Below are 16,736 nucleotides of genomic sequence, written 5' to 3' on the forward strand. Positions count from 1 at the left end.
CCTTTCCGAACACGAGGACCGACGCCCCATGGGTTTTTTTTCCAAGCTCAAGAAATTCTGGAAAGCCGAAGACGCTCCCGTCGAAACCGCCGCCGCTCCCGCCGAGGAGCCGCAAACCCAGGTGCAGGCCGCAGCGCAGGAGCCCTCCCCTGCTCCCGCAGCGCAGGAAACGCCGGCCGCCGCGCCCGAGCCCGTGCGGGAAGAGGCCGCCGCCGCGCCGCAACACGAGCCCGCGCCCGAAACGACGCAAGAGTCCGCCGCCCCTGCGGCAGCGCCTGTCGCCGCAGCGGCACCGACGCCCCCGGCCGCGCCCGAACCGGTCGCCGCAGCACCCGAACCCGCCCCCGTCGCTTCCGTCCCAGACGCGGATGCCGCAGGACAGGCCCCCTGGCGCAACGCGCTCATCCTCGAACTGCGCCAGGCGGAACCCAGGCTCTCGGCCTGGCTCGATATCCTGCTCGCGGACGTGACCGTCGCCGGCCCGGACCTCTGGGACCGGCTGCGCTTTCTCTTCACCAGCCTCGAGGCCCCGGCAGGAGAGGCCGACGCCTTTGTCGCCAAGTTCGCGGACTGGATCGCGGTCATGGAATACGACGAGGTGGAGCTGTTCCGCTCGGAACTGCAATACCGCCTCGCCCTGGCGCTGGACCTGGAAGACGAGGAGGACGAGCGCAACCGGCTTTTCCTCAAGCTCTCCGAGGGGCTGGCCAAGACCAAGGAACAGATCGTCAAACACATCGACGGGCTGCTCGGGAGTCACAAGGTCATCGACGAGGCCTTCTGGGAGGAGCTCGAGGAAATCCTCATCATGGCCGACGTGGGCTTCGAGCCCGCGGCCAAGCTCATGGACGGGCTGCGCGCGCGCGTGCGCAAGCGCGGCGTGACCGATCCGGCGATCTTCAAGGAGATCCTGCGCGAGGAACTGGCCGAGATCTTCAAGACCGGCAGGACCATCAAGGCGATCAACCCGCCGGAAGTGGTCATGATGATCGGCGTCAACGGCGTGGGCAAAACCACGACCATCGCCAAGCTCGCCCACCGCGACATCATGCGCGGCAAGAAGGTGCTCATCGCCGCCGGCGACACCTTCCGCGCGGCGGCCATCGAGCAGCTGCAAATCTGGGCCAAGCGCGTGGGCGCGGACTTCTACAGCAAGGGCGAAGGGGCCGACCCGGCGGCCGTGGCCTTCGAGGCCATGGACAAGGTGCTCGCCGGCGGCTACGACGTGCTCTATCTGGACACCGCCGGCCGGCTGCACACCAAGACCAACCTGATGGAAGAGCTGAAGAAAATCCGCCGTGTCGTGGGCAAGAAGCACCCGGGCGCGCCGCACCGCTCGGTGCTCGTGCTCGACGCCACCACCGGCCAGAACGCGCTGTCCCAGACCAAGCTTTTCGACGAGGCGGCAGGCGTGGATGAGATCATCCTGACCAAGCTCGACGGCACGGCCAAGGGCGGCGTGGTGGTCGGCATCGCGCTCTCGTTCGGCGTGCCGATCACCTATGTGGGGCTCGGCGAGAAAATGGAAGACCTGCGCCCGTTCGTCGGCCAGGACTTCGCCCAGGCGCTGCTTGGGGTAGCATAGTCGGGAAGAGGGAAGACGCCTCCGGCGTCCAGGAGGGGCGACGGCCCCTCCCGGACCTCCCGAAAGGGGTGAACGGGGCCATTGCGCAGGCAGTGGCCCCGGACGCGACAGAGGAAATCAGGCGATCCAGGCGGCGATGTCTTTTTTGGGCGGCACGCTGCCGGCGGCTTTGATCACGCCGTCCACGAGCAGGGCCGGCGTGGTGAACACGCCCAGCTTGACGATGGCCTGCAGGTCCGTGACCTTTTCCACCGTGGCCGCGATGCCCTTCTCGGCCACCACTTCCTTCACCAGTTTTTCCAGTTCGTTGCACTTGGCACAGCCCGTGCCGCAGATTTGAAGCAGCATCCTTCTCCCTCCCGTTTATTTCTTGCAGGCGCAATCGACTTTGCCGGCGATGATGTCAGCCACGTCGCCAAGCACGTCGTGCGTCCAGCAGTCGTCGGCCCCGGCCGCCTCGCGCATGACCAGAGCCAGGATGTAGGCCAGCTCCTGCAGGCTTGCCCCGGCATCGAGCGCGCCCTTGAAGTGCTTGAGCACGCAGGGTTTGGAACGTGCCTTGATGGATACTGCAAAGCAGATGAACTGGTACGTCTTTTCGTCGATGAGCCGCTTCTCGGCATAGAGCGCATCCATCGCATCAAGTTGGGTGGCGAACTCCGGGAACAATTGGGCAAGAAAACGCATGACAGCCTCCGTTACAGCAAAATGTTGAACACATACCCCACAAGCAGGATGCCGCAACCGACTATGCCGGCGAACGCCAGCAACAAAGGCACCTTGAGCACCTTGCGCAAGATCACCATCTCCGGCAGCGACAAGGCGATGACCGACATCATGAAGGCGAGCACCGTGCCGAGGGCCGCGCCCTTGGCCAGAAGTGCCTCGACCACGGGTACGATGCCGGCGGCGTTGGAATACATGGGGATGCCGATGACCACGGCCAAGGGCACGGACCACCAGCTGCCCGAGCCCATGATAGAGGCCATGAAGCCCTCGGGCACGTAGCCGTGGATGCCCGCGCCCACGGCAATGCCGAGCAGCACCCATTTCCAGGTGCGCCCGAGGATTTCGCGCACGGCGTTCATGCCGTAAACGACGCGGTCGCGCGCGGTCATGGGGGCGTCGCCCTGCGCCCCCTGCCCGTCCCGCACGGCCAGCACCCAGTCCTCGACGTAGCGCTCCAGACGCATCTTCCCGAGCGTCCAGCCGGCGACCACGGCCACAGCCAGCCCCATGGCCATGTACAGCGCCGCCACCTTCCAGCCGACGAGGCCGTAGAGAAGCACCACCGCGATTTCGTTGACCATGGGCGCGGAAATGAGAAACGAGAAGGTGACGCCGAGCGGCACCCCGGCCGCGACGAAGCCTATGAAAAGCGGCACGGCCGAACACGAGCAGAAAGGCGTGACGATCCCCAGAAGCGCGGCCAGGACGTTGCCGGCGCTTTCGCGCCGCCCGGCCGCCAGCATGCGCCGGGTGCGCTCGGGCGTGAAAAACGAGCGGAGGATGCCCACGCCGAAGACCACGAGCGTGAGCAGCATGAGCACCTTGGGCGCATCGTAGAGGAAGAATTCCACGGCGTCGCCGAACCGCGAGCCGTGCTCCAGCCCGAACACGCCGTAGGTCAGGAATTGCGAAAACGGCAGCAACTGCCGGTAAATAACGAACCAGGCGGCCAGGACCGCGACCAGGAGCACGATACGCCCGGGCCCCAGTCCCGCACCGGCAGTTTCCGGCTTGCGGCAGGCGCAGCCCGCATCCTTGGCATCCGTGATATGTTCCATGGCATCCTCCGGCGATGGCAAACGGCTATTTGTTATTTGGTCAAAAAGCCAAATACGACATCCCTTGCCGGCCCGCAAGTACTTTTGCATTTCCCACAAGGGATGGATGCACACCTTCCGGCAAACAAAAAGCCGGGAGACGCAGTCACTTGCGTCTCCCGGCCAGCGGACGGAGTTGGTTGGGAGGGGCCTAAATCTTGATCCACTCCTTGCGCAGGGCGGTGTCCAGAATGACGCCGACGACGAAAGCCACGCCCATGTGCCACATGGCGAAGCCGGCGACGACGACCATGACGTAGAATTCGGACTTCTTCGTGCCGATGTCGCGCACGGTCACGGCGAGTTCCGCGCCGGCCAGGAAGAGGATGACACCGAGCACCGCAGGCGGAAACATCTTAAAGATCACGGCCACGGACTGGCTGAAAAAAAGCGCGATGACGACGACGATGGTGCCGAGGATGACGAGCGAGCCGCCCGTGCGCGCGCCGAAGCGCACGTGCCCGGCCATACCGCCCGCGCCGTGGCACATGGGCACGCCGCCGAACATCGGCGAAACGAGGTTCATGATGCCTTGGCTGATGCACATGGTTTTTTCCGTGACGGGCCGATCAGGAAAAAGGTCGTTATTTTCCGCGGTGATGGCCACCACGGCGTTGCCGAGCGTCAAAGGGATCTGCGGCAAGGTGAAAAGGAGCGTGCCCGTGACGATGTCGTCCCACTTGATCTGGTGCAGGCCGAACTGGGGCAGGCGGAAACCGATGCTGACCTGGGTCAGTTCGCCCCAGAGGGCCGGATTGCCGATCAGCGCGGCCACGACGCCGATCAGCAGCAACACGAACATGGCCGGGATCTTCGGATTGGTGAGCAGCACGAAGGTCGTGGCCAGGCAGATGGCGGCGAGCGTCGGCGAGGCCACCATGCGGTGGATGCCCTCGACCACGAAGGACATGCCAAGCCCGAGCATGATGCCGCGCACCACGGGCTTGGTCGCGAGCTTCGCGACCACCTTGATCGTGCCGGTCATGCCGATGAGCAGCCAGAAAAGCCCGGTGGTCAGGCCCGAGGCGAACAGTGCGGCGGGCGAGATGCCGCCGGCCACGGCCGCCGCGCCGATGGCCTTCATGGGCTGGATGGGGATAGGTGTCTTGTAGTAGAGGCCGGCCGCGATCTTGGAGACGCCGAACATGAAGAGCAGCCCCAGCGGATCGACGCCCAGGATCGTGATGTAGGCCACGACAAACGGAATGAGCGTGCCGATGTCGCCGAACGCGCCGGCCCACTCCATGGCGTCGTAACGGTTCTTCGTCTTCACGGGAGGATCGGATCGGGTTTCGGAAGCCAGGGTCGTCGCCCCTTGCGTTGCGTTCTGCATGGGCCACCTGCCTTGTATTCCGGTTACCCCTCGCCGCGCGGACACGATCGTCCGGGACACGGGGTTTCGGCTGTTTTGTTCACACGGAATTTAAAAAATCCGTGTGAGCAAGGCAAGGGTAAAAAATCGCCTAGGACCTGACCTGCTTGCGTAAGTCCTCAAGAAACAGGAATTGTTCTTCAAGCTGCTGGTCGAAAAACCGGCGCACACAGGACAGGAAACCCGTGACGCACTGCATGCGCAGGGAATAGTAGATGTTCGTGCCACGCCGGTCGTCCTGGACGATGCCGGCTTCCTTGAGCACGCTCAAATGCTTTGAAATAGTGGAGATATCCGAGCCGACGAGCTCGCGCAGTTCGCACACGCATTTCTCGCCGCTCCCGAGCGCCTCGACCATGAGCAACCGGCTGGGATGCCCGAGCGCCTTGAACACCTTGGCCCGGCGGGCAAGATCGATGGGGTTGGGTTGCATGAAACTCCTTGTCGCTGTCCGCGCATCGGTTTTGCGAAGAACGAATCCCCTCTCCGCGAGAGGATAAATCATGCCATCACAACGGGCACCTGTAAACGCCGGGCTGTTGACGCGCGCATCGGCTCGCCCCGAGGCCACGAGAGCGGGGTTTGCGCGAAGCGAACGCCTGCCCTGCCCCGGACGCTGCAAGAGGGCCCTGCTGCAACGCGGGAAGAAGGCTTGACCAATGGAATTCGAGGCCGTCGGCCTGGAAGGATGGAATGGCTACAGCATCGTCTGGAGCAGCCCCATGGGCGTCCCGGAGGGCAGGGGCAGGCGTTTGTCGGGAAGCAGGCGCACGGCAAGCAGCGTCAGCCACTGGCGGGAAAACGCCGCGTCCTCGAAGGTGAGATAGCCGCGTCCGGAACCGTCGGTGGCCAAACCGTAGCCGAAGACCGTGGCGCGGATGGGCTCTTTTTCGCCCACGGGCAGCACTTCGACGCTGATGCTGCGCGCGGCGGAATCGAGGACGAGGTCGAGCACCTCGCCGTATTCGCGCAGATACTGCCGGGCCGTGGACAACAGCAGCTTGGAAAGCGACTTGTCCTTGGCCCCGGCAAAATCGATGTTGAGATGGAGTCCCATGGGATGCCCGCTACCAGGAAAGGGCCAGCGTCGCGTCGTCCAGGCAGTTCTTCAGGCCCTCGCCGCAGGGCGGGATGATGTACTCGCCGTCGAAGCAGGCCAGGCAGTACGGCGGTTCCTCCCCGTTGCAGTGCACGGAGTCGAGCAGCCCCTCGATGGACAGGTAGTGCAGGCTGTCGAGGCCGATGAACTTGGCGATTTCGTCCACGCTCTGGTGCGCGGCGATGAGCTCGCCCTTGGACGAGAAGTCGATGCCGTAAAAACAGGGGAAGCGGATGGGCGGGCAAGATACGCGCATGTGGATCTCGCGCGCGCCGAGTTCGCGCAGGCGCTTGACCCGGGTGCGGATGGTGGTGCCGCGTACGATGGAGTCCTCGACGATGAGGATGCGCTTGCCCTTGATCATGCTTTTCACGGGATTGAGCTTCACCCGGACGCTGAAGTCGCGCATGTCCTGGGAAGGCTGGATGAAGGTGCGGCCCACGTAGTGGTTGCGCACCATGCTCATCTCGAACGGCAGCCCCGAGGCCTGGGAATAGCCGATGGCCGCGTAGAAGCCGGAATCGGGAAACGGCATGACGTAATCGGCGTCGACTGGCGCCTCCGCGGCGAGCGTGGCGCCCATCTGCTTGCGGCGCTCGTAGACCACCTCGCCGAAGACTTCGGAATCGGGCCGGGCGAAATAGATGAGTTCGAACACACACTGGCGCACGGGCTGCGGGTCGCAGATGCGGTAGGACTGCAAGCGGCGGTCCTGGATGACGAGCATCTCGCCCGGGGCCACGGAGCGGATGGCTTCGGCCTCCATGAGGTCGAAGGCGCAGGTCTCCGAGGCCAGCACATAGGCGTCGCCCATGCGTCCGAGCATGAGCGGCCGCACGCCGTGCGGGTCGCGCACGGCGATGATCTTGTCGTTGGCCAGAAGCAGGATGGAGTACGCGCCCTTGATCTTGTTGCAGGCCTTGATGACGGCCTCTTCCAGGGAATGGCCGTTTAGGAACTTGGCGATGAGGTGGACGAACACCTCGGAATCGATGGTGGTCTGGAAGATGGAGCCCGAGGCTTCCAGTTCCGCGCGCAGTTCCATGGTGTTGACCAGGTTACCGTTGTGGGCGATGGCCAGGTGGTAGTCGCCGAAACGGACCAGGAAGGGCTGGCAGTTGCGCAAAAGCGACGCGCCGGTCGTGGAGTAGCGGATGTGGCCCACGGCCACGGACCCCTTGAGCTCCTTACCGAGGTGGCGCTCGGAGAAGACGTCGGCCACAAGTCCCATGCCCCGCTGCTCGCGGATGCGCGTGCCGTCCCAGGTGACGATGCCGGCCGACTCCTGCCCCCGGTGCTGGAGGGCGTAGAGGCCGAAGTAGGCCATCCGCGCGGCCTCGGGATGGCCGTAGATGCCGAACAGTCCGCAGTATTCCTTTTTCATGACGCGCCGCCCGGGCTAGTTCGCCCCGTAATACTCTTGCAGGCTCTTGACGGTGAGCCCCTGCCCCGTCATCTCGCGGATGGCCTGCGCCATGGCTTTGGCCCCCGCGGCCGTGGTCGTGTAGGGGATGCCGTAGAGCAGCGCCGTCTGGCGGATGACCATGGAGTCGCGCACCGTGCGCTTGTCCGAAACGAGGTTGATGACGAGGTCGATCTCGCGGTTCTTCATGTGGTCGACCACATGGGGCCGGCCCTCGAAGACCTTCATGACCTGCGTCACGGCAATGCCCTTGCCTTCGAGGTAGGTGGCCGTGCCCTTGGTGGCCAGGATACGGAACCCGACTTCGCTCAGGATTTGCGCCGCCGGCAGCACGTCGTCCTTGGCGCCGTCGGCCACGGAGATGAAGACGGTTCCTTTGAGCGGCAGGTTCTGGCCCGCGCCGAGCTGGCTTTTCATGAACGCCAGGCCCACGGAGGCGTCGATGCCCATGACCTCGCCCGTGGAGCGCATTTCCGGTCCGAGCAGCACGTCCACGCCCGGGAAGCGGTTGAAGGGGAAGACCGATTCCTTGACCGAATAGTAGCCGGACTTGCGCAGGGACCAGGGATTGAGGTCCGCGAGCTTCTGACCCATGATGACCTTGGTCGCGAGCTTGGCCAGAGGCACGCCCGTGGCCTTGGACACGAAGGGCGAGGTACGCGAGGCGCGGGGGTTGACCTCGAGGATGTAGATGTCGCCGTCTTTCACCGCGAACTGGATGTTCATGAGGCCAATGACGCCGAGTTCCGCGGCAAGGGCCTTGGTCTGGCGCTCGATTTCGGCCACGAGCTCCGGCGAAAGGCTGTGCGGCGGCAGCACGCAGGCCGAGTCGCCCGAGTGGATGCCCGCCTCCTCGATGTGCTCCATGACCCCGGCCACGTAGGTGTCCGTGCCGTCGGACACGGCGTCCACGTCCACCTCGGTGGCGTTGACCAGGAATTTGTCGACAAGAATCGGGTGCTTGCCCGAGGCAACCACGGCAACCTTAAAGTAGTTCTCGAGGTCTTTGCGGTCGTAGACGATCTCCATGGCCCGGCCGCCGAGCACGTAGGACGGCCGCACCACCACGGGATAGCCGATACGTTCCGCGATTTCGGCCGCCTCTTCCACGGCGAAGGCCGTGCCGTTGGCGGGCTGGCGCAGGCCGAGCTTGTGCAGCATCGCCTGAAAGCGTTCGCGGTCCTCGGCGCGGTCGATGCTGTCGGGCGAGGTGCCGAGGATGCGCACCCCGGCGTCGAGCAGCGGCACGGCGAGGTTGAGCGGCGTCTGGCCGCCGAACTGCACGATGACGCCCTCGGGCTTCTCGTGCTCGATGATGGAGAGCACGTCCTCGAAGGTCAGCGGTTCGAAATAGAGGCGGTCGGAGGTGTCGTAGTCCGTGGACACGGTCTCGGGGTTGGAGTTGACCATGATGGACTCGACGCCCATTTCGCGCAGCGCGTAGGAGGCGTGGCAGCAGCAGTAGTCGAACTCGATGCCCTGGCCGATGCGGTTGGGGCCGCCACCCAAAATCACGACCTTGCGCGCCGGGCGCACGGCCACTTCCCGGCCGGTCTCGTAGGTCGAGTAGTAGTACGGCGTGTAGGCCTCGAATTCGGCGGCGCAGGTGTCGACCAGGTAATAGGTCGGGTTCGCGCCCATGGCCTGGCGCAGCTTGCGCGCGTCGAGGGCCGTGGGCAGGCGCAGGAGCGCGGCGATCTGCGGATCGGAAAAGCCGTTCTTCTTGGCGGCAAGGAGCAACTCCTTGCACTGGGCGTCGCCGGGCGTGACCTTTTCCTTGGGAAACGCCGCCAGGGCCGACTCCATGTCCACGATTTCCTTGATCTGGCGCAAGAACCAGGGATCGACCCAGGTGGCGTCGAAAATCTCCTCCAGGCTCACGCCGCAGCGCATGGCCTGGCGGATCTGGAACAGGCGCTTGGAATTGGGCTTGCGCATGTCGGCCAGCAGCTGCTCACGGTCGGGATCGCAGGCGTCGCTGTCGGGCCCGAGGCCCGTGGCCCCGATCTCCAGGGAGCGCAGGCCTTTTTGCAGCGCTTCCTTGAAGTTGCGGCCGATGCTCATGGCCTCGCCCACGCTCTTCATGGCCGTGGTCAGGTAGTCCTCGGAGCCGGGAAACTTCTCGAAGGTGAAACGCGGGATCTTGACCACGCAGTAGTCGATGGTGGGCTCGAAGGAGGCCATGGTTTCGCGCGTGATGTCGTTGGGGATCTCGTCGAGGGTGTAGCCCACGGCCAGCTTGGCCGCGATCTTGGCGATGGGGAAACCCGTGGCCTTGCTCGCCAGGGCGGAGGACCGCGACACGCGCGGGTTCATCTCGATGACCACCATTTCGCCGTTTTCGGGATTGACCGCGAACTGGACGTTGGAGCCGCCGGTCTCGACGCCGATCTCGCGCATGATGGCGAGCGAGGCGTTGCGCATCTTCTGGTATTCATCGTCGGTGAGCGTCTGGATCGGCGCGACCGTGGCCGAATCGCCGGTGTGCACGCCCATGGGATCGATATTTTCGATGGAGCAGATGATGACGCAGTTGTCGGCGCGGTCGCGCATGACCTCAAGCTCGAATTCCTTCCAGCCGAGCACCGAGCGCTCGAGCATGATTTCGCTTTTCATGCTGGCGGCCAGGCCCACGGCGGAAATCTTCTCCAGGTCTTCCATGTTGTAGGCCACGCCGCCGCCCGTGCCGCCGAGCGTGTAGGCCGGGCGCACGATGATGGGGAACGGGATGCGCTTGCCCCACTCCCGCACGTCGTCCATGGTGTGGCAGATGCCGCTTTGGGGGATGATGAGGCCGATGTTTTCCATGGCCTCGCGGAAAAGTTCGCGGGATTCCGCCTTTTTGATGACGTTGAGCGACGCGCCGATGAGTTCCACGCCGTGCTCGGCCAGAACGCCGGATTCGGCCAGGGCCACGGCGGTGTTGAGGCCGGTCTGGCCGCCGAGGGTCGGCAGGAGGGCGTCGGGCTTTTCCCGGGCGATGACGCGGGCCACGGTGCCGGGCTCGATGGGTTCGATGTAGGTGCGGTCGGCCAGCTCCGGGTCGGTCATGATGGTGGCCGGGTTGGAGTTGACCAGGACCACCTCATAGCCTTCTTCCTTGAGGGCCTTGGCGGCCTGGGAGCCGGAATAGTCGAACTCGCAGGCCTGACCGATAACGATGGGCCCCGAGCCGATGATCATGATTTTCTTGATGTCCGTCCGTTTGGGCATGGCGTGCGTCTGGTGGTAAGAGGTGGCGTGGAAAGGTCTCGAACCCGGAAGAAATAAGCCGTTTCGTCCCTGCCCGCAAGCGCTTTGCGCGCGGGCTGCCGCGGCGCGCTACACGCGCCCGAGATTGCGGGACAAGAACCGTCAGCGGCTTTTGACGCGCTGCACGGCGACCAGGGATTCGAGATTGAACTTCTTGACCCGGTAGCCCATCTGGCGGGGGGTGATGCCCAGTTCCCTGGCGGCCTTGTGCTGAATGCCGCCGCTGCGGCGCAGGGCGTCGATGATGACGGACTTTTCCAGGCTTTTGAGCGACGGCGCGCCTTCCCCCTCCCCGTCCTCGCCGTGGGCGGCGTCATCCCGGGCCGGGATGGTCAGATAGGGGCGGATGAGGTCGGCGTCGATACGCTCGTTTTCGGCAAGGATCACCAGCCGTTCGACCAGGTTCTCCATCTCGCGGACGTTACCCGGCCAGTCGTACTCCTTGAGCACGGCCAGGGCCTCGGTGGAGAAGGTGAGCTTGCGCGCGTATTCCTTGGAAACCTTGTTGAGGAAATGGATGATCAGCGAGGGGATGTCTTCCTTGCGCTCGCGCAGCGGCGGGGCGTTGAGCGGAAAGACGTTGAGCCGGTAGTAGAGGTCGGGGCGGAAGGAACCCTCCTCGGCCAGGGCTGCCAGGTCCTTGTTGGTGGCGGCGATGATGCGCACGTCGGCCTGGCGCGTCTTGTTGCTGCCCAGGCGCTCGAACTCCTTGTCCTGGAGCACGCGCAGGAGCTTGGCCTGCAACCCCAGCGGCAGCTCGCCGATCTCGTCGAGAAACAGCGTCCCCTTGTTGGCTTCCTCGAACCTGCCGGGCTTGGTCTGGTCCGCGCCGGTGAACGCGCCCTTTTCGTAGCCGAACAGTTCCGATTCCAGGAGGTTTTCCGGGATGGAGGCGCAGTTGACCTTGATGAAGGGAAAATCCTTGCGCTCGGACAGGTCGTGGATGATGCGGCCGATCAGCGTCTTGCCCGTGCCGGATTCGCCAAGCAGCAGCACCGTGGCGCGCGTGGGCGCGACCTTCTCGATCTGGCGCTGCACGTCGGCCATGGCCAGACTCTTGCCGACGATGTAAAGCCCCTGCGTCTCCTGGGAGAGCTTGTACTTGAGCGACACGTTTTCGCGCCGCAGCGTCTCGACCTTGGCCTCGAACTTCTGGTTGAGGCTCATGAACTGCGCGATCAGCGTGGCCACGACGGTCAAAAAGGCCACGTCCTCCTCGTAATCCACCTCGTCGCCGAAAAGCCGGTCCACGTTGAGCACGCCGATGGCCTGCCCGTGCAGGATGATGGGTACGCCGACGAAGGAGATGCGGTCGCGCTCGATCTTGCGCGACTGCGTCTTGTCCAGGAAAAGCGGCTCCTTGCGGATGTCCGGCACGACGTAGGGCTGGGCGGTCTGAAAAATGAGCCCGGTGACGCCCTCGTCCAGTCCGTAGACGCCCCTGCTTTTCTCCTCGGCGGAAAGGCCCTGGGAAACGCTGATGACGAGCTTGCCCGTGGAACGGTCCACCAGGGTGATGGTGGCCCGCTTCATGGAGAGCTTTTCGGCCAGGATACGCAGGATGTTCTGGAGCGACTGCTCCAGGTCCAGCGCCTTGTCGATGACGCCGCTGATGGCCGAAAGGCAGGCAAGCTGGAGGTTTAGCGTTTTTGAAGCCATTTCAAGAGTTCCGCCATCTGGGTGGTCACGGATTCCGGACCCGTGCCGCCGGGTCCATTGCGGCGGGCCACCGCGGTTTCATACCGCAGGGCCTCGAAAACATCCTGGTCCATCGCCGGGAAAAATACACGCAATTCCTCCAGCGTCAATTGCTCAAGGGGTTTGCCCGCCGCTTCGGCGTAGGCGACCGCCCGGCCGGTGATGTGGTGCGCCTCGCGGAAGGGCACGCCCCTGGCCGCGAGATAGTCGGCCAGCTCCGTGGCGTTGAGGAAGCCCTGGGCCAGGGCCTCGCGCATGCGCTCGGGGCGAAACGCCAGCTCGCCGAGCATGCCGGCCATGACGCGAAGGCTCGCGCGCACGGTGTCGTCGGCGTCGAAAAAAGGCTCCTTGTCTTCCTGGAGGTCGCGGTTGTAGGTCAGCGGCAAGCCCTTGACCACCGTGAGCAGGCTGACGAGGTCGCCGTAGACCCGCCCCACCCGGCCGCGCATGAGCTCGGCGGCGTCGGGGTTTTTCTTCTGCGGCATGATGCTCGAGCCCGTGGCGTAGGCGTCGGGCAGGGCAACATACCCGAAGCGGGGGTTGGCCCAGAGGATGATCTCCTCGCAAAAGCGGCTCAGGTGCGCCATGACGACCGACGCGCAAAAAAGCGCCTCCAGCACGAAATCCCGGTCGGACACGGCGTCCATACTGTTGGCGAAGGCATGGGAAAAACCGACGCTGCGCGCCACCATGCCCGGATCGAGCGGATAAGTGGTGCCGGCCAGGGCCGCCGCGCCAAGGGGCGAGACCTTGACGCGCCGGAGCGCGTCGTCCATGCGCTCGCAGTCACGCTTCAGCATCCAGGCGTAGGCGAGCAGATGCTGGGCGAGGCTTACGGGCTGAGCCGGTTGCAAATGCGTGCAGCCGGGCAAAAGCGTCGCCTTGTGCTCCTCGGCCCGCTTGACGAATACGCCGATGAGGTCGCAGGCGAGCCGCGCCCAGGTCTCCAGGCTTTCGGCGACGTAGAGCCGGAAATCGAGCGCCACCTGGTCGTTGCGGCTGCGGCCGGTGTGGAGCTTGCCGCCCAAGGGCCCGATCAGTTCGGTCAGGCGCTGCTCCACGTTCATGTGGACGTCCTCGAACTCCACGCGCCAGGGGAACGCCCCGACCTCGATCTCGTCGAGCACCTGGTCGAGACCGGCCACGATGCGTTCGGCCTCGTCGCTTGCAAGCACGCCGCGCTTGGCCAGCATGCGCGCATGGGCCTTGGAACCGGCGACATCCTGGCGGTACATGCGGCGGTCGTAGGAAACGGATTCGCTGTAGGCCTCCATCAAGGCCCCCGTCCCTTCGCCGAACCGTCCGCCCCACATTTTACTGGACATGCGCATCCCTCCGGGGAGGAAGAGGAGGAAGACCGGGGGAGGGAACCCCCTTTTTTGCAAAAAAGGGGGTTCCCTCCCCCGGTCTTCCTCCTCTTCCTCCCCGGAGGGATGCGCATGTCCAGTAAAATGTGGGGCGGACGGTTCGGCGAAGGGACGGGGGCCTTGATGGAGGCCTACAGCGAATCCGTTTCCTACGACCGCCGCATGTACCGCCAGGATGTCGCCGGTTCCAAGGCCCATGCGCGCATGCTGGCCAAGCGCGGCGTGCTTGCAAGCGACGAGGCCGAACGCATCGTGGCCGGTCTCGACCAGGTGCTCGACGAGATCGAGGTCGGGGCGTTCCCCTGGCGCGTGGAGTTCGAGGACGTCCACATGAACGTGGAGCAGCGCCTGACCGAACTGATCGGGCCCTTGGGCGGCAAGCTCCACACCGGCCGCAGCCGCAACGACCAGGTGGCGCTCGATTTCCGGCTCTACGTCGCCGAAAGCCTGGAGACCTGGGCGCGGCTCGCCTGCGACCTCATCGGCGTATTCGTCAAGCGGGCCGAGGAGCACAAGGCGACGCTTTTGCCCGGCTGCACGCATTTGCAACCGGCTCAGCCCGTAAGCCTCGCCCAGCATCTGCTCGCCTACGCCTGGATGCTGAAGCGTGACTGCGAGCGCATGGACGACGCGCTCCGGCGCGTCAAGGTCTCGCCCCTTGGCGCGGCGGCCCTGGCCGGCACCACTTATCCGCTCGATCCGGGCATGGTGGCGCGCAGCGTCGGTTTTTCCCATGCCTTCGCCAACAGTATGGACGCCGTGTCCGACCGGGATTTCGTGCTGGAGGCGCTTTTTTGCGCGTCGGTCGTCATGGCGCACCTGAGCCGCTTTTGCGAGGAGATCATCCTCTGGGCCAACCCCCGCTTCGGGTATGTTGCCCTGCCCGACGCCTACGCCACGGGCTCGAGCATCATGCCGCAGAAGAAAAACCCCGACGCCGCCGAGCTCATGCGCGGCCGGGTGGGGCGGGTCTACGGCGACCTCGTCAGCCTGCTCACGGTGGTCAAGGGCTTGCCGCTGACCTACAACCGCGACCTCCAGGAAGACAAGGAGCCTTTTTTCGACGCCGACGACACCGTGCGCGCGAGCCTTCGCGTCATGGCCGGCATGCTCGGCGAGCTGGCGTTTCGCCCCGAGCGCATGCGCGAGGCCCTGGCCCAGGGCTTCCTCAACGCCACGGAGCTGGCCGACTATCTCGCGGCCAGGGGCGTGCCCTTCCGCGAGGCGCACCACATCACCGGCCGGGCGGTCGCCTACGCCGAAGCGGCGGGCAAACCCCTTGAGCAATTGACGCTGGAGGAATTGCGTGTATTTTTCCCGGCGATGGACCAGGATGTTTTCGAGGCCCTGCGGTATGAAACCGCGGTGGCCCGCCGCAATGGACCCGGCGGCACGGGTCCGGAATCCGTGACCACCCAGATGGCGGAACTCTTGAAATGGCTTCAAAAACGCTAAACCTCCAGCTTGCCTGCCTTTCGGCCATCAGCGGCGTCATCGACAAGGCGCTGGACCTGGAGCAGTCGCTCCAGAACATCCTGCGTATCCTGGCCGAAAAGCTCTCCATGAAGCGGGCCACCATCACCCTGGTGGACCGTTCCACGGGCAAGCTCGTCATCAGCGTTTCCCAGGGCCTTTCCGCCGAGGAGAAAAGCAGGGGCGTCTACGGACTGGACGAGGGCGTCACCGGGCTCATTTTTCAGACCGCCCAGCCCTACGTCGTGCCGGACATCCGCAAGGAGCCGCTTTTCCTGGACAAGACGCAGTCGCGCAAGATCGAGCGCGACCGCATCTCCTTCGTCGGCGTACCCATCATCCTGCACGGGCAGGCCATCGGCGTGCTCAACGTGGACCGGCTTTTCGGCGACGAGGTGGATTACGAGGAGGACGTGGCCTTTTTGACCGTCGTGGCCACGCTGATCGCGCAGTTCATGAGCCTCAACCAGAAGTTCGAGGCCAAGGTCGAGACGCTGCGGCGCGAAAACGTGTCGCTCAAGTACAAGCTCTCCCAGGAGACGCAGGGGCTTTACATCGTCGGCAAGAGTCTGGCCATGGCCGACGTGCAGCGCCAGATCGAGAAGGTCGCGCCCACGCGCGCCACGGTGCTGCTGCTTGGCGAATCCGGCACGGGCAAGACGCTGATCGGCCGCATCATCCACGACCTGTCCGAGCGCAAGGATTTTCCCTTCATCAAGGTCAACTGCGCCTCCATCCCGGAAAACCTCCTGGAATCGGAACTGTTCGGCTACGAAAAGGGCGCGTTCACCGGCGCGGACCAGACCAAGCCCGGCAGGTTCGAGGAAGCCAACAAGGGGACGCTGTTTCTCGACGAGATCGGCGAGCTGCCGCTGGGGTTGCAGGCCAAGCTCCTGCGCGTGCTCCAGGACAAGGAGTTCGAGCGCCTGGGCAGCAACAAGACGCGCCAGGCCGACGTGCGCATCATCGCCGCCACCAACAAGGACCTGGCAGCCCTGGCCGAGGAGGGTTCCTTCCGCCCCGACCTCTACTACCGGCTCAACGTCTTTCCGCTCAACGCCCCGCCGCTGCGCGAGCGCAAGGAAGACATCCCCTCGCTGATCATCCATTTCCTCAACAAGGTTTCCAAGGAATACGCGCGCAAGCTCACCTTCTCCACCGAGGCCCTGGCCGTGCTCAAGGAGTACGACTGGCCGGGTAACGTCCGCGAGATGGAGAACCTGGTCGAACGGCTGGTGATCCTTGCCGAAAACGAGCGTATCGACGCCGACCTCATCCGCCCCTATCTGACCATCCCGGCCCGGGATGACGCCGCCCACGGCGAGGACGGGGAGGGGGAAGGCGCGCCGTCGCTCAAAAGCCTGGAAAAGTCCGTCATCATCGACGCCCTGCGCCGCAGCGGCGGCATTCAGCACAAGGCCGCCAGGGAACTGGGCATCACCCCCCGCCAGATGGGCTACCGGGTCAAGAAGTTCAATCTCGAATCCCTGGTCGCCGTGCAGCGCGTCAAAAGCCGCTGACGGTTCTTGTCCCGCAATCTCGGGCGCGTGTAGCGCGCCGCGGCAGCCCGCGCGCAAAGCGCTTGCGGGCAGGGACGAAACGGCTTATTTCTTCCGGGTTCGAGACCTTTCCACGCCACCT

Annotated in this window: 13 protein-coding genes; 3 read left to right on the plus strand and 10 right to left on the minus strand. The window is 64.7% G+C overall.

All coding sequences use genetic code 11. From position 1 onward, the window contains the following. Positions 1 to 28: 28 nt before the first annotated feature. On the plus strand, positions 29 to 1,585 hold the full coding sequence (gene ftsY, locus Q368_RS0107530) for a signal recognition particle-docking protein FtsY (protein WP_029458577.1): 1,557 nt from the start codon (positions 29 to 31) through the stop codon (positions 1,583 to 1,585). 117 nt (positions 1,586 to 1,702) lie between these two features. Here ftsY and Q368_RS0107535 read toward each other — a convergent pair whose 3' ends face one another. The 10 genes from Q368_RS0107535 to argH (Q368_RS0107580) form a co-directional block, all read right to left on the minus strand. After that, entirely contained in the window at positions 1,703 to 1,933 is a 231-nt protein-coding gene (locus Q368_RS0107535; RefSeq protein WP_029458578.1) for a thioredoxin family protein, read from the minus strand. 15 nt (positions 1,934 to 1,948) lie between these two features. Continuing rightward, positions 1,949 to 2,272, minus strand: a complete 324-nt coding sequence (locus Q368_RS0107540) for a carboxymuconolactone decarboxylase family protein (RefSeq protein WP_029458579.1) — start codon at positions 2,270 to 2,272, stop codon at positions 1,949 to 1,951. An 11-nt stretch (positions 2,273 to 2,283) separates the two neighbouring features. Further along, positions 2,284 to 3,372, minus strand: coding sequence for a permease (locus tag Q368_RS0107545; protein ID WP_084158714.1), 1,089 nt, complete (start codon positions 3,370 to 3,372; stop codon positions 2,284 to 2,286). Between the two features lie 190 nt (positions 3,373 to 3,562). Beyond that, positions 3,563 to 4,744, minus strand: a complete 1,182-nt coding sequence (locus tag Q368_RS0107550) for a putative sulfate/molybdate transporter (protein WP_029458582.1) — start codon at positions 4,742 to 4,744, stop codon at positions 3,563 to 3,565. A 130-nt stretch (positions 4,745 to 4,874) separates the two neighbouring features. Then, on the minus strand, positions 4,875 to 5,216 hold the full coding sequence (locus Q368_RS0107555) for an ArsR/SmtB family transcription factor (protein ID WP_029458583.1): 342 nt from the start codon (positions 5,214 to 5,216) through the stop codon (positions 4,875 to 4,877). Positions 5,217 to 5,480: 264 nt separating this feature from the next. Beyond that, the gene (locus Q368_RS0107560; protein ID WP_029458585.1) at positions 5,481 to 5,840 is read right to left on the minus strand and encodes a hypothetical protein; all 360 of its coding nucleotides are present in this window, start codon (positions 5,838 to 5,840) and stop codon (positions 5,481 to 5,483) included. A 10-nt stretch (positions 5,841 to 5,850) separates the two neighbouring features. Next, entirely contained in the window at positions 5,851 to 7,266 is a 1,416-nt protein-coding gene (purF, locus tag Q368_RS0107565; RefSeq protein WP_029458587.1) for an amidophosphoribosyltransferase, read from the minus strand. Between the two features lie 15 nt (positions 7,267 to 7,281). Next, the gene (gene carB / locus Q368_RS0107570) at positions 7,282 to 10,518 is read right to left on the minus strand and encodes a carbamoyl-phosphate synthase large subunit (RefSeq protein ID WP_029458589.1); all 3,237 of its coding nucleotides are present in this window, start codon (positions 10,516 to 10,518) and stop codon (positions 7,282 to 7,284) included. A 141-nt stretch (positions 10,519 to 10,659) separates the two neighbouring features. Continuing rightward, positions 10,660 to 12,216: a sigma-54-dependent Fis family transcriptional regulator gene (locus tag Q368_RS0107575; RefSeq protein ID WP_029458590.1), complete on the minus strand. Its 1,557-nt coding sequence runs from the start codon at positions 12,214 to 12,216 to the stop codon at positions 10,660 to 10,662. Continuing rightward, entirely contained in the window at positions 12,198 to 13,580 is a 1,383-nt protein-coding gene (gene argH / locus Q368_RS0107580) for an argininosuccinate lyase (protein ID WP_029458592.1), read from the minus strand. The genes Q368_RS0107575 and argH (Q368_RS0107580) overlap by 19 nt, the downstream gene beginning before the upstream one ends. Positions 13,581 to 13,694: 114 nt before the next feature. On the opposite strand from argH (Q368_RS0107580), the gene argH (Q368_RS0107585) reads away from it, so the two are divergent. Both argH (Q368_RS0107585) and Q368_RS0107590 read left to right on the plus strand, forming a co-directional pair. Continuing rightward, complete coding sequence (gene argH, locus Q368_RS0107585) at positions 13,695 to 15,077, plus strand: argininosuccinate lyase (RefSeq protein ID WP_029458592.1); 1,383 nt, start codon at positions 13,695 to 13,697, stop codon at positions 15,075 to 15,077. Beyond that, on the plus strand, positions 15,059 to 16,615 hold the full coding sequence (locus Q368_RS0107590; protein ID WP_029458590.1) for a sigma-54-dependent Fis family transcriptional regulator: 1,557 nt from the start codon (positions 15,059 to 15,061) through the stop codon (positions 16,613 to 16,615). The genes argH (Q368_RS0107585) and Q368_RS0107590 overlap by 19 nt, the downstream gene beginning before the upstream one ends. Positions 16,616 to 16,736 lie beyond the last annotated feature (121 nt).

The organism is Solidesulfovibrio alcoholivorans DSM 5433 (assembly GCF_000702665.1).
In the GTDB taxonomy this organism is placed as follows: domain Bacteria; phylum Desulfobacterota; class Desulfovibrionia; order Desulfovibrionales; family Desulfovibrionaceae; genus Solidesulfovibrio; species Solidesulfovibrio alcoholivorans.